This is a genomic window from Bradyrhizobium sp. 157 (genome assembly GCF_023073815.1).
GTDB lineage: Bacteria > Pseudomonadota > Alphaproteobacteria > Rhizobiales > Xanthobacteraceae > Bradyrhizobium.
In genome coordinates this window covers 59324-72680 of record NZ_JADPKF010000065.1, presented here as the reverse complement: position 1 = coordinate 72680, position 13357 = coordinate 59324, and the positions used below count along the sequence as shown (strand labels likewise).

Here is a 13357-nt window from a genome sequence, read left to right as displayed (position 1 = left end):
TAAGAATATTTCATACGTGCATCGAACCCCCGTGGTTATTTTCCCCAATTTGCCGGTGCACAGCGATAGCGACGTCCTGCGGCTGAAGCGAGGCCACCGAAAGGCGGTAGCGGTCACTGAAGCAGCCGCCAACGCGCCCCGAAGATCGTTCTTTGAAGAGATGAGCAGGCTGGCTGCGTCCGCGCATCAGGGTCGATGGGCGCCCGGCATCAGCGCTTGCCGAACGCCAAGACGTGCAGGCCAAGCCGCCGGCGCACGATCCAGAACAGCAGCACCGTCTCGAACGCCAGCGCGATCGAGGTCGCCGCCGCCGCGCCGTGGCCACCGAAGCGCGGCACCAGGATCACGCACAGCACAAGGTTCATGAGGAAGGCCAGCGCATAGGCCAGCGCGCAGATGTGCTGATGGCCGAGCATGTTCAGGAGCCGCTCGACCGGGCCGATTGCCGCGCGCACCAAAAGCCCGATCGCGGCAATGAACATGATATCGTAGCCGACGACGAATTGCGGTCCGAACAGCCACAATAGCGGCTTGCCCAACGCCAGCAGCAGAATGGTCGCGGCCAGCGACGGCCAGAACGTCCACTGGATTGCGTGCGCCACATAGGCCGACAGCCGCGCCTTGTCGCCTTGCGCGTTGTACTCGGCAAAGCGATGCGCCGTTGTGGCCGCCATCGCGTAGTGAATGAAGGAGACCAGCGCCAGCGTCTTCACCACGGCAAAGTAGACGCCAACCTCTTCCGAGGAGCGGAATTGCTGCAGTACCAATACGTCGGTGTAGGACAACAGCAGATAAAAACTCTCCACCATCAGGATCGGCAGCGAGACCGCGAGCCAGCCGCGGAAATCGTAGGCCCTGGGGCCGGATTCGATATGGCCGCCGAGCTTGCGATTGAGCACGATCATCTGGCCGATCATCGCGATCCATACAGCCGCGGCGCTTGCCCACATCGCGGCGGTGGCGCCGAGATTGAAGCCGAGCACGAAGGCGCCGGCGGTCAGCCCAATGATCAGCGACTGGCGCGCGATGAACTGCGGCACAAGGCCAAGCCGCATCCAGTCATGCGAGCGGGCGATGCCGTCCTGAGTGTTGGCGACGACGAACGCCGGCAGTGTCAGGCAACCAATATAGAGGGGAACGATCGCGTTGCCGTCGATCCACGGCGACAATCCCTTCACCGCGCCCGCCAGCAGCAGCGAGACGATGGAGGAGACTGCGAACGTCATCCATCGGCTGCCGGAAAGGAAACCTCGCAGCAGCGCGTGTTCGCCGCGGGTGCGGTATTCCGGAATGATCTTCTGCGCGGATGCCGAGATGCCGAAATCCATCATGCTGCCGAGCAGCAGCACCCAGGTCCAGACATAGACATAGATGCCGTAATCGGAGCCGCCCATCCAGCGCGCCAGCAGGATCTGCGAGAAGTAGGCCAGCGCCGCGCTGAAGACGCGGATGACGAAGATCGTGCCGGCCAGCCGCTTTGTGACGGAGGCTTCACTCGAGCCGCCCAGCAGCGCACGCAGGCGCGCGCTCACGCCGGCAGGCGGAGCAGTTGCGGATTGGGTATCCAGCACGGCCACAACGGTACATCCCCGAAACGTGCCGCGAGGCGGCGGCGATGGTCGGATGTATCAACCATTCGTTAAGATTCAGTTGGGTGGGGCCGTAATACGTCGCTCGTGTGGGGGCGATATGAGGGGGCTTTAGGGCCGATTGACGATGTTCTGCGGGCAGTTCGCAGTCAAATGGCCTACCGAGATAGCTAGTACCGAGCCGCTGCAGATGGACGGATGCGATCTGCGCGAGCGACCGCAAATCGCATCCGGGCAGATTTGGTTCAATTAGCTGACAGTTTCTGGTTATCCCGCGGCTCCGGTGTCGGTCCGATCCCCCACCGCAATGTCGGCGATGTCAGGAGGTCGGTCTTGAACGCGTTGACGTTCGCGTCCCACTTCATCCAGGGTATGGAATCGATATAGGGAATTGGCGGCAAGGTGATCGGAGTCACGCCCCGATCGGAAGGCTGGTGGGTATGCGGACTGTCCATTCCCCAGGCTGCCAGCGCCGGCATGGCCAATGCCGCGCCAATGGAAGCTGCGATCAATCGCCGGGTGAGGCGGCGATCTTCAACGGTCTTTTTGGGTTGCTCCGCCCGAGCGGAGACAATGGTGTGATCAGTGATCATATCATCCTCCTATCGTTCGAAAACTAATCCAGGCGATCGTTGCGAAGCTCGTTGCGACCATGAGCCAGTCCAGAACAAGCCGCCCGCTCTTGTGCGGTCTTCGCTGAACAGATGTGCTCATCTCAAGCTCCCGTGGTTTGCCGATGTATCCTTTCCTCGTTTGACGAACGTGTCGCCGTCAGGCTGCGTATTCAGAAGCGCACCGTCCGCGGCGGGAAGGCGCCTCCGGCGCGGAGAGCGATCTAGGGGGCGAAAGAATCGGGTTCAAGGGGCTAGCGGAATTTTTTGTTCGATACCAAGCCGATGCCGAATGGATAAGCGCAACTGTAGAGTCTTGCCGGCCCGGCCCGCTGATCGCTCTTGTATGGCTCGCGCCTGAGTTGCCGCCCCTTGGTCGCGGCGCCGAACAACCCAAGGAACAAAACGGCGGAGCCGTCGTTTGTTGCCGCGGAGCCATCGCCCGCCGTTCACAACGGCGCATGTCGCGGATAGCCAAAGGTCTTCGGACCCGCCGTTATTCATTGCAGGCGCTCGCGCGGGTAAAAGGCGATGGCTGCCCCACCCGAATAGCCCGTGTGTCCGGGCCGCGAGATGGATGACCCGAACGATCTGGTTCTGGCCATGTTGGGATTGGCGATGGCTGCCATCATGCTGGTGGCTGGCGCGCTCTATCTCATCATGACACCCGATCCCATACCGACCCGTCCGGCACCGCCAGCCGTGCAGCTATCCCCGGTTTCGTAGCTTATTGCTTTGTATCGTTGGTTTGGCGAAACAGCGCGAAGCGGCTGAGTACCTTCCGCGTGGCGCGTACCTGCCCAGCCCGCGTAGGCAAGGGTGCGGCCTCGGTGCGGCTTTCAGCCGGTGACCTACGCCTGTGGGCTCGCGGTGCTCTAGGGAACCTTTCCGGCTTCTTGTAATTTTGAGCTTCGGCCGCATTGTGCGGCCGGGGAGGAAAAATATGAAACTGCTTATCACCGCTGTCACGATCACCACCGCACTGGCAGTCAGCCCAGCTTCTGCCCAGAAGACGGCTTGCACAAGCGAAAACTTGGCCAAGCTCATGACGTCCAGCGACGCTATGCCTGATAGTCCCGGCAAATTCGCGATAATGAAAGAGATGGGTGCGGCGAATGCCGCCTTGGCAAAGGGCGACATGCGCAGTGCTTGCAAGAGCTATATGCGCGCTCAGCAAATGAGCGGGCAGAAACGCTAGGAGTACACGTTGCTGAAGAGGAGAGCTGCCAAGCGCCGGCTCTCCTCGGACCAGAAAGCGTCGCTGCACTCAGAGGGACAGCAGGTCGCGTCAATTCAAGCTGACGTTGAACTCGTAGGCCCGGTCGCCGCCGACCAGCGTCAGTTTGAGTGCGGCGCCTTCCGGACTGGCGCCGGGCGGCAGGCCGTCGAGTTCGAAGGCAAAGCGTTTGACGGCGGGCGGGCTTTGCTCCACGAGCCTGGGAACCGGCAGCGCCCAGTCGGGCGTCGGTCCCTCGACGAACAGGCTGACCTCCTTGGCCTCGGGCGCGGTCACGTCGACCAGCACGTTCTTTCCCTCGCGCCTGACGTCGCGGATGGTCAGCGGATTGGGGTCGCCGATATTGGCAGGCTTCGGCACCGCATTGAGGGCATCGGACAGCGTGCCGTCCTCGGTGCTTGCTACGCTGGCAAAGGCAAGCTCGGCATGGGCTTCGACGGGAATGCAGATCTTCTCGCAGACCGCGTAGCTGATGTGGGTGCGCAGCGTCACCGGCTTGTCGGCATTCTTGGCGACGATCCGCAACGGCAGCACGACCTGTTGCTTGTATCCCAGCGCGGTGCCGCCCGCGCCGTCGTCGAATTTCATCGGTGCCGGCCACAGCACCGTCACGGCTTCGACATTGTCGGATTTGGAGAAGTCGAAACGGGGCGGCACGCCAGAATCCCCGGGCGTCCGCCAATAGGTCTTCCACCCCGGCTGCAACTGGATGGCTACACCGCCGAGCAGCACCGCGCCGCTGCGTGATCCCGCCAGCAACCGGACCGCGGAATGGGCGTCGCGTTGCCACGGCGAGGCATCCTGGGCGCGAACTTCCGACGCCGCACACGCGACACACAAGGCGGCGACGCCGAGTGCGGCGCGCAGGGGAACTAGGACGCTCATGGCACGTCTTTACAGGCAAGTTTCGAGGCAAACCATTGAATTGCGTGTGATCGCAGCCGAATGATGCCGGAAGCTTGATTGACAGAAACCGCACCCGATATCAGGATATGAACCTGCAAGAGAAAGGCCTTTGCGGATGAGCCCTGAAGGCAAGACATCGAAGCCTGTCCGCCCCAAAACCGCTGGTTTTGGCGATCATTCGTCCGGCGAGGGCTATCTGGACGGCCGGCTGCTGATCGCCATGCCGGTCATGGGCGATCCGCGCTTCGAGCGCTCCGTTATCTACATGTGCGCGCACTCGTCGGAAGGAGCGATGGGCATCATCGTCAACCGTCCGGCCGGCAGCATCGACTTTCCAGGACTGCTGGTGCAACTCGACATCATCGAGAAGGCCGACCAGATCACGCTGCCGGAAAATGCCGAAACCATGCAGGTGCTGAAGGGCGGTCCGGTCGATACCGGCCGCGGCTTCGTGCTGCACTCGAGCGATTTCTTCATCAAGGACGCGACGCTGAATATCGACGACGGCATCTGCCTGACCGCGACGGTCGACATCCTTAAGGCGATCGCCAAAGGCACCGGGCCGAAGCACGCGATCCTGGCGCTCGGTTATGCCGGCTGGGCGCCCGGGCAACTCGAGAACGAGATCCAGCACAATGGCTGGCTGCATTGCGACGCCGACCCTGATCTGATCTTCGGCGACGACGTCGACGAAAAATATCAGCGCGCATTGCGCAAGATCGGCATCGATCCCGGCATGCTGTCGAACGAGGCCGGCCACGCGTAGGTCCGATCGTCATGCCCCGCGAAGGCGGGGCATCCAGTAACCACCAACCTTCCCAATTTCAGAAAACGGCGTTTACTGGATCGCCCGCCTTGGCTGGCGATAACAGCGGAGGATTACTCCGCCGCCTGTTGCCGCACCGTCGGCTCGGTGCCGGCCACCGTCGCACGGCGCATGTCGCGGGGCTGCGACTGGTCGTAGCGCCGCACCCGGTGCATGGTCTGGCGATTGTCCCACATCACAAGGTCATGCACGGCCCATTTATGGATGTAGACGAATTCCTTCTGCGTGGCGTGCTCGGTCAGGTCGCGCAGCAATAACCGCGCCTCGGGCATGCTCATGCCCAGAATCGCGCCCGCGTGCGATGACAGGTACAGCGACTTGCGGCGATGCACCGGATGGGTCCGCACCAGCCGCTGCAGCACCGGTTTGAACATCTCCTTTTCTTCGTCGGTATAGTGCAGGAAGCCGAGCGAGCCGCGCGAATACATCAGCGAATGTTCGCAGATCAGGTCCTCGATCTCTGCCTTGGTCTCGTCATCGAGCGCGTCATAGGCCGCGCGCATGTCGGCGAATTCGGTGTTGCCGCCCTTCGGGTTCACCACCCGCGCCGACAAGAGCGAGAACTTCGCCGGGATCGGGCGGAACGAGCTGTCGGAATGCCACAGGCAATTGCCGAGGTTGAACAGATGCGCGCGGCTGTCGCGCGGCAATGGCTTGCCGTCCTTGCCGAGGTTGGAGACATCGTTGAGGCCGGTTGACAGGCGCGAATCCTGAGGCTTGACGATGTTGCCGCCGCGAGCGTCTTCGCGCTCGCCGAAATTCAGCGCAAACGCCAATTGCTGCTCGTCGGTGATATCCTGGTTGCGGAAGACAAGCACGGCGTATTTGTCCATCGCCGCCTCGACCTCGATCGCTTCCTGCTTCGTCAGCGGCTTGCGCAAATCAAGCCCGGAAACTTCGCCGACAAAATGCGGATGCAACTGCCGGATCGCGATCGCCATGGCGTCTCTCCCAAAAACGGCGGGCGGTGTGCCCCGCTCTCTTGTGAGAAAAATTACTCCCTGATGTATCCAAGTCAACGCTGCGGACGCATGCCCGCTACGCATTCCGCGCCATCAGCCCGCCGTCAACCGGGATCACCGCGCCGGTCAGGAACGAAGCCGCCGGCAGGCACAGGCTCAGCGTCATGTGCGCCACTTCCTCAGGCTCGCCGTAGCGGCCGAGTGCGGTGCGGCGCTTGGCATAGATCGTCTTGTGCTCTTCGGAAATCCGCTCGGTGATCGCGGTGCGGATCGGGCCCGGGCAGATGCAGTTCACGGTGATGCCCTCGCGGCCGAGTTCGACGGCCAGCGAGCGCGTCAACCCGGTGACGCCGCCTTTCGCCGCCGAATAGGGACTGTGCAGCGCGGTCGCGCCGAGCGCTTCGGTGGAGGCGATGTTGACAATCCGCGGGCATTTCGATCGGCGCAAATGCGGCAACGCGGCCCGGATAATACGTGGATGCGCGGTCAGCATCACATCCATTGCCCTGGCCCAGGCGGCTTCATAACCTTCCTCGTCGATCGCCACGCGCACGGAGATGCCGGCATTGTTGATGACGATGTCGAGTCCATCGAAATGTGAGGCAACGTCGTTGACCACCTTGATGATGTCATCGGGTTTGGCGACGTCGAGCGGCCATGCCTTGGCCGAACCGCCGATTGCAGCAATCTCGCCGGCGACGGCCTGCGTCGCCTCGGCATTGAGATCGGTGACGGCCACATTGGCGCCCTCGGCCGCGAACACGAGCGCGGTGGCGCGCCCCATGCCGCTGGCAGCACCGGTGACGAGAACGGTCAGACCTTTGACCGAACGGCTGAGCTGCTTGAAATCTGACATGACGGATCCGGACGACGAAGGCTGGGCACGTTGCAGGATTGACAAGGCTGGCACCGATCCGCAGACAGGTCAAACGAGCCGAGCGAGGTGCAAACGTGACGAATATTCGCGGCCTGCAGATCCGCCGCCTGGAGCCTTCGGACGCTGCGCTGTACAGGGATATTCGGCTGGAAGGCCTCCAGCGAAATCCGGAAGCCTTCGGCAGCACGTTTGAGAAGGAAAGCGCGCTACCGCTGTCGTGGTTCGAAGCCATCCTTGGCCGTACCGCCATCTTCGGCGCATTCATCGAGGAGACGCTCGGAGGCGTCGCGGCCTATGCTGCGCAGGAAGGTGCGAAGCAAGCGCATAGGGCGACACTCTGGGGCATGTATGTTCGAGACACCGCGAGAAACATAGGGCTCGGGAAGAAGCTCGTTGCGGCGGTACTCGACCATGCGCGCGGACGCGTGGAGATGGTTCAATTGACCGTGGTGAGTGAGAATGAGGGCGCGCGCCGGGTTTACAGCGCCGCGGGTTTCGTCGACTACGGCTATGAAAAGAAGGGCCTCAAGTATGACGGGCGATATTACGATCAGGTTCTGATGGTCAAATTCCTCGACGAAGGATTGAACTAGAGCACCAAGGAGGATGGCGAGCGATGAACGAACTGGATTTCAGCGGTAGGCAGGTGCTGGTGGTCGGCGGCTCCAGCGGGATCGGCAATGGCATCGCGCAGGCCTTCCGCGCCAAGGGCGCGCGTGTCGCGGTCTGCGGCACCCGCGAAAGCGCAGCCGACTATTCGCCCGACGAAGGCTCGCATCTTGACGGACTCGATTATTTCCAGCTCGACGTCAGCAACGCGCAGGCCATCGAATCCTTCCAGCCATCGTTCGCAAAGCTGGACGTGCTGGTGCTGGCGCAAGGCGCGGTAATCTATCGGCGCGGCGAATTCGAGATGGATGGCTTTCGCAAGGTCGTGGAAGTCAACCTGATGAGCCTGATGGCCTGTGCAACCAAGTTTCATGCGATGCTGAGCGCCAGCAAAGGCTCGCTCATCATCGTCAGTTCGACCGCCGCCTATCACTCCACGATGGGCAATCCGGCCTACAACGCCTCGAAGACCGGCGCGGTCGGGCTGACGCGTACGCTCGGCGAGGCATGGGCCGGGGACGGCATCCGCGTCAACGGCATCGCGCCCGGGCTGGTCGACACCAAGATGACCAAGGCGACGACAGCCAATCCGAAACGGCTCGAAGGCGCGCTCGAGCGGATCCCGCTGAAGCGACTCGGCACGCCGGCCGACATGGCTGGTGCCGCGCTGTTCCTGGCCTCGCCGCTATCATCCTACATCATCGGCCAGACCATCGTGGTCGATGGCGGGCTGATCCTGTGAGCCCGGCACGGGCGTTTCGAGCGCGGTAGGAACCTGGGCGCGTCTGGTCGGTTAAATCTTCTGAAACAGGAGGGACCGCGATGGATAAGGATCGGATTGCTGGCTCGGCGAAGGATTTTGCGGGTAAGGTCGAAAGCACCGCCGGCGACATGGCTGGCGATGCGAAGACGCAGGCCGAGGGTCGCGTGCGCGAAGCGGCCGGCACAGTGCAAGATCTCTACGGCCAGGCCAAGGATGCCGCCCGCGACGCCACCGACTCCGCGGTCAGCTATGCCAAGGATGCTTATGAGAGCAGCGGGCAGACAGTTCGCACCGGCCAGCAGGCGGTGGCGAAAACCGTGCAGGAAAATCCGCTCGGCGCGCTGTTGGTCGCAGCTGGCATTGGCTTTGCGCTGGCGCTGTTGATGACGCGCCCGCCGCGCCGTCCGCCGTCGCGCTGGCGCTACCACGGCTGAGCCGTATCAGTCATTTCTGGTGCGCAACTGCGTATCTGAGGGCGCGCGTCGGCGCGAACCCGGAATCTCGCGCCGCGCCTGCGGCGCATCTCGATCCCAAACTTCTGGATATTCTCCGATCTGCAATTGCACGTCGTAGTTCGATGCTGGCGCATCGCCCCGGACTGACAGCTCCTATCGCGTGAAATTGCCCGGCGGCACCTCTGCCGAGCGCCCGACATTGCCCGGCGGGCGTGGCGCGCCCGGAGCAACGGGTCCGCGCGGCGGTGCAGCCGCGGGCGGTGCGGGTGGTCGTGGTGCCGCACCGAAGCCGCCGAAGAAGTCACGCAGTGATGGCCCGTTGTTTTGCGCCGGGCGGAGCTGCATCGGCGGCGGCTGTCTCTTCTGTTGCTGCAACGTTTGCTGCGGCGGCGGAAGCAAGAGCTGCTTCTGTGCGGGGGCGGCTGCCGCGGTTCCGCCCGGCGAGGTGGCTGCTGCTACCGGCGTTTCGCCCTTCGCCGGCTCGCGGCCGATTTCGCGACGAGGCCATACGTAGTCGTCGGCGCGGCCGGCCGGCGCGGCCAGGGCTTCACCCTTCACCAGCGTGCGCGCGGCGAGCGCATCGACCGCTGCCGGACGCGAGCCGGGACCGCCCAGCAACTGATCGGTGCCGACGGACGAGGCCACCAGCGGCATGACCGGTCCGGCCAGCGGACGCGGCGCCGGCTGGCCGGGCGCTACATTGGCCTCCGGCGTTGTCGGTTCGATCGGTACGGCGATCGGCCCGGAGCGGGCGGCCAGCAAGCGCGTCACCTCGCGCTCGACATAATGCGCAAGCTTGCGCGCGCCGGGTTTGGTGAAGAAGACGCCATCGGCCGTGCGGAGCTGGCGGATCTGGCCTTCGAAATCGGGACCTTTCTGCAGGAAGCGGCCGGCTTCATCGACAAAGCCATCCCAGATATCGACATAGGTGATGCCGGCCTTGCCGGCGCCGTCGCGATACAGCGCGTCGAGGAACAGCATGTCGGTCGTTCCCCTTTGCCCGCGGATCGCTGGCAGGCCGACCCACAACACCGGGACGCCCTTGGATTTCAGCACGCCGATCAGCTCTTCGATCTTCTTGGTGTAGAGTTCGACCCAGCGCTCGTCGCGGAACTCGTAAAGCCCGCCGCCTGATCGCGCGGGTGCGGCGATTTGTGTGTCGTTATCGGCTGCATCGTCAGGCGACAATTCGGCATCGGCCGGCTTGTCGTCGCGCTTTGCCGTGTCAGTCGAGCCTTCCGGCTTCTTTGCGTCCGCCGGCTTGCTATCTGTCTTGGCGCGCGCGTCCTTCTTGTCTTCCTTCTTGTCGGTCTTCTTCTCGGTGACCGCCTCGCGGATGGCCTGGCGGTCGTGGAGGCCGAGCATAACGACGATGGCATCGGGCTTTTCGGTGGCGAGGATGCCCTTGGCGGCCGCAGCCCAATCGGCGGGCTCGCCGCGCGGCTGATACTTGATCAGGCCGGAGACGGTCTTGTGCTTGCGGATCACGCCCATGTCGGGCTGCTCGGAATAGGCGTCTTCCAAGCCATAGGCGAGCCAGTCGGCCATGGCGTCGCCGAGCACCAGCACGTTACGTTCCGGCACCGTATCGCGCTTGGCGGGCGCGGGCGCGCGGGAGAAATCCTGGCGCGGCGCCTGCGGCGCCTGCTGCTGGAATGGCGAAAAGAAATCGCCGCCGAACCAGCCGCCGCCACGTTGTGGCGCTTGCCGCGGTGGGCCGCCGAAGCCGCCGAAGTTGAAAAACTGCGCCGACGCGGGTCCCACGATCCCGATCAGAAGCGCGATCGCAACCGCCAGCGCCACCAGCGGCCCGGTCTCGGTAAACACGCGCAAGAAGGACGTTGGCTTTTGCATCCGGGCTCGGTCGCAAATGGATCGTGAAGCAGTTAAATATAGCAGCGGAATCGGGCCGCAAGCGGGCAGATTTCACACCCCATAAACCGGGGTTCCAGGCCCAGCGTCAAGGCTCCCGCCGAATCGTGGTTTTCAGGGGCACTTTAAGCGCTGAAAGCACGTCTTAACGGCCGCGCAGCCGATCCAGCACGTCGGAAGAGGCAAATCCGTCCGCCGGCGCTCCGATCGAGGCCTGGAAGCTGCGGAGCGCCTCCCGGGTATGGCCACCGAACTGGCCATCCGGCGTGCCCTTGTAGAAGCCGCGCTGCGCCAGCAGCTGCTGCAGTTCCAGTCGCTCCGCCCGCGACAGCACCCGTTCCTGCCGCGGCCAGGGTTGCACGAACGGCGGCCCGCCGCGCAGCCGGTCGGCAAAGTGGCCGATCGCCAGCGCATAGGCCTCGGCCGGATTGTACTTCATGATCACCCGGAAATTCTGCAGCATCAGGAAGCCGGGCCCCTGCATGCCGGCCGGCGCCAGCAGATAGGCTTTCTCGGTCGAATCGGGGAAAGGCTTGCCATCGGCCCGCTTCAGCCCTTGGCTCTGCCACTGCGCAATCGTCATCGCCTTGGACCTGTCCGCCAGCATGAAATTAAAACCCTCCGGCAGCACCACCTCGTAACCCCAGCTCCGGCCGGTCTGCCAGCCGTCTTTCTTGAGGTTATTGGCGGTGGAGGCGATCAGATCGGCGACGTTGTCGACGACGTCGCGGCGGCCGTCACCGTCGGCGTCGACGGCATAGCGCTTGAAGGCGGTCGGCATGAACTGCGTCGGTCCGAACGCGCCGGCCCAGGAGCCGCGCATCTGTTCGGGTCGCAGATCGCCGCGGTTGAGGATCTCGATCGCGGTGAGGAATTCATCCCTGAAATAGGCTTGGCGGCGGCCGATGCAGGCCAGTGTCGCGGTCGATCGCACTACGTTGCGGTCACCCACTTGCGTCGAGTAGTTCGATTCGATGCCCCAGATCGACGCGATGATGTAGCGGTCGACGCCATAGGCTTTCTCCACCGCGTCGAATTGCGGCCTGTATTGGGCGAGGATCTCGCGGCCCTTGGCAAGGCGGTTGTCGTTCACGAGGATGTCGAGATAGTCCCAGATCGCCTTGGTGAATTCGGGCTGCGAGTCCATCAGGTCCATGATGCGCAAATCAGGCTCGAGGCCGGCGGTGAAGCGCTCGAAATTTTGCTGGGTGATATTGCGGCGCGCAGCATCCGGCCACATCGAGGCGACGCAGTTTTGAAAATTGGCGGCCGCTTGCCGGATCGCGGACGCGGTCATCAGCGGATGGCCGGAGGCGCCGTCCTCACCGCTCCAGGGCGGCGGACCGCCATTGGGGCCGGGCGCGGCTTGCGGCGGCTCGCTGGACTGCTGGCCTTGGAAGATGTTGCCGAGGAAGTTCGAAATCCCGTTGCCGGAGGATTGGGCATGCGATTGGCCAGAGGAACATAACAGCGCGGCCGCGATTAAGACCGCGCCGATTCGATTGCTCATCGTTCGTTCCATCATGCCGTGCCGTCCGTTGTAACAACCCCGTGCCAGAAGGCCCTGCCACGGTTTCCAATAGCTTAACAGAGGCCATTTTGTTGTCGCAGCCGGCGAGCGCAAGGGGAGATGCAAGGGAGGCGGGAAGGCCACCATACATCCGCCTTTGTTCAGGGGTGCAAACCGGCTATCAACGTGCAATCAAAGCGACTTTCCGCATTTCCAAGTTTCTCGATATCAAGGCGCCCGACATCCCATGAAAATCCGTAAAGCCGTCTTCCCGGTCGCCGGCCTCGGCACCCGCGTCCTGCCCGCCACCAAGGCGATGCCGAAGGAAATGCTGACTATCGTCGACAAGCCGCTGATTCAATATGTGGTCGACGAGGCCAAGGAGGCCGGCATCGAGCATTTCGTTTTCGTCACCGGGCGCAACAAGGGTGTGATCGAGGACCATTTCGACCGGATGTTCGAGCTCGATGCCACGCTGGCTCAGCGCGGCAAGAAGGCCGAGCAGGACATCCTGGCGCGCGACCAGCCCGAGGCCGGCGCCATGAGTTTTACCCGCCAGCAGGCGCCGCTCGGTCTCGGCCATGCAGTCTGGTGCGCGCGCGACATCGTCGGCGATGAGCCGTTCGCCGTGGTGCTGCCGGACGAACTGGTGCTAAACAGTCCCGGTTGCCTGAAGCAGATGATCGAGGCCGCCGCCAAACTCGGCGCTAAATCCAATCTGCTCGCGGTGGAGGCGGTGCCCGACGATCTCACGCACCAATACGGCATCTGCGGCGTCGGCAAACGCCTCGCCAAGAACATGTTCGAGGTCGACGGCATGGTGGAAAAACCGCCAAAGGGCACCGCGCCGTCAAACCTCTCCATCACCGGGCGTTACATCCTGCAGCCGGAAATCTTCAAGATCCTCGAAACCCAGGAGCGTGGTGCAGGCAACGAGATCCAGCTCACCGATGCGATGAAAGCTCTCGCCAAGACGCAAAAGTTCTACGGCGTCGAGTTCGAGGGCGAGCGCCATGATTGCGGCTCCAAGCCAGGCTTCCTGCGCGCCAACATCGCCTACGGCATGGCACGCGCCGAGCTGCGCGATGGCCTGCGCGCGGAGATGAAGAAGTACCTGGAGAAATGAGGGGCGCCTTCCCC

General features: G+C 63.3%; 14 protein-coding genes. 7 read left to right on the top strand and 7 right to left on the bottom strand.

Going from position 1 to position 13357, the window contains the following annotated elements:
- Positions 1–209 precede the first annotated feature (209 nt).
- On the bottom strand, positions 210–1577 hold the full coding sequence (locus tag IVA95_RS13980; RefSeq protein WP_247511008.1) for a polysaccharide biosynthesis C-terminal domain-containing protein: 1368 nt from the start codon (positions 1575–1577) through the stop codon (positions 210–212).
- Between the two features lie 257 nt (positions 1578–1834).
- Complete coding sequence (locus tag IVA95_RS13975) at positions 1835–2182, bottom strand: hypothetical protein (RefSeq protein WP_247511007.1); 348 nt, start codon at positions 2180–2182, stop codon at positions 1835–1837.
- A gap of 591 nt (positions 2183–2773) precedes the next feature.
- Between IVA95_RS13975 and IVA95_RS13970 the strand changes: the two genes are divergently transcribed.
- A complete protein-coding gene (locus IVA95_RS13970) occupies positions 2774–2926 on the top strand; it encodes a hypothetical protein (RefSeq protein ID WP_247511006.1) in 153 nt (50 codons plus the stop codon).
- Positions 2927–3143: 217 nt separating this feature from the next.
- Entirely contained in the window at positions 3144–3398 is a 255-nt protein-coding gene (locus tag IVA95_RS13965) for a hypothetical protein (protein ID WP_247511005.1), read from the top strand.
- Positions 3399–3488: 90 nt separating this feature from the next.
- Here IVA95_RS13965 and IVA95_RS13960 read toward each other — a convergent pair whose 3' ends face one another.
- Positions 3489–4322: a protein-disulfide reductase DsbD domain-containing protein gene (locus tag IVA95_RS13960; protein WP_247511004.1), complete on the bottom strand. Its 834-nt coding sequence runs from the start codon at positions 4320–4322 to the stop codon at positions 3489–3491.
- A 136-nt stretch (positions 4323–4458) separates the two neighbouring features.
- On the opposite strand from IVA95_RS13960, the gene IVA95_RS13955 reads away from it, so the two are divergent.
- Positions 4459–5109, top strand: coding sequence for a YqgE/AlgH family protein (locus tag IVA95_RS13955; RefSeq protein ID WP_213248426.1), 651 nt, complete (start codon positions 4459–4461; stop codon positions 5107–5109).
- 113 nt (positions 5110–5222) lie between these two features.
- On the opposite strand, the gene IVA95_RS13950 is transcribed toward IVA95_RS13955, so the two are convergent.
- Together IVA95_RS13950 and IVA95_RS13945 are read right to left on the bottom strand one after the other, a co-directional pair.
- On the bottom strand, positions 5223–6110 hold the full coding sequence (locus tag IVA95_RS13950; RefSeq protein WP_247511003.1) for a TauD/TfdA family dioxygenase: 888 nt from the start codon (positions 6108–6110) through the stop codon (positions 5223–5225).
- A gap of 97 nt (positions 6111–6207) precedes the next feature.
- Positions 6208–6987, bottom strand: coding sequence for an SDR family NAD(P)-dependent oxidoreductase (locus IVA95_RS13945; RefSeq protein ID WP_247511002.1), 780 nt, complete (start codon positions 6985–6987; stop codon positions 6208–6210).
- 95 nt (positions 6988–7082) lie between these two features.
- Between IVA95_RS13945 and IVA95_RS13940 the strand changes: the two genes are divergently transcribed.
- The 3 genes from IVA95_RS13940 (at position 7083) to IVA95_RS13930 (ending at position 8814) form a co-directional block, all read left to right on the top strand.
- Entirely contained in the window at positions 7083–7601 is a 519-nt protein-coding gene (locus IVA95_RS13940) for a GNAT family N-acetyltransferase (RefSeq protein WP_247511001.1), read from the top strand.
- A gap of 23 nt (positions 7602–7624) precedes the next feature.
- Entirely contained in the window at positions 7625–8359 is a 735-nt protein-coding gene (locus IVA95_RS13935) for an SDR family oxidoreductase (protein WP_247511000.1), read from the top strand.
- 80 nt (positions 8360–8439) lie between these two features.
- Positions 8440–8814 (top strand): CsbD family protein, encoded by a 375-nt coding sequence (locus IVA95_RS13930; RefSeq protein ID WP_247510999.1) that lies wholly within the window; start codon positions 8440–8442, stop codon positions 8812–8814.
- Positions 8815–8988: 174 nt separating this feature from the next.
- Here the strand turns inward: IVA95_RS13930 and IVA95_RS13925 are convergent, their stop codons facing one another.
- Both IVA95_RS13925 and IVA95_RS13920 read right to left on the bottom strand, forming a co-directional pair.
- Positions 8989–10689: an SGNH family hydrolase gene (locus IVA95_RS13925; RefSeq protein WP_247510998.1), complete on the bottom strand. Its 1701-nt coding sequence runs from the start codon at positions 10687–10689 to the stop codon at positions 8989–8991.
- Positions 10690–10852: 163 nt separating this feature from the next.
- Positions 10853–12217: a lytic murein transglycosylase gene (locus IVA95_RS13920; protein WP_247510997.1), complete on the bottom strand. Its 1365-nt coding sequence runs from the start codon at positions 12215–12217 to the stop codon at positions 10853–10855.
- A gap of 247 nt (positions 12218–12464) precedes the next feature.
- On the opposite strand from IVA95_RS13920, the gene galU reads away from it, so the two are divergent.
- Positions 12465–13343, top strand: coding sequence for a UTP--glucose-1-phosphate uridylyltransferase GalU (gene galU, locus IVA95_RS13915; RefSeq protein ID WP_247510996.1), 879 nt, complete (start codon positions 12465–12467; stop codon positions 13341–13343).
- Positions 13344–13357: the final 14 nt, after the last annotated feature.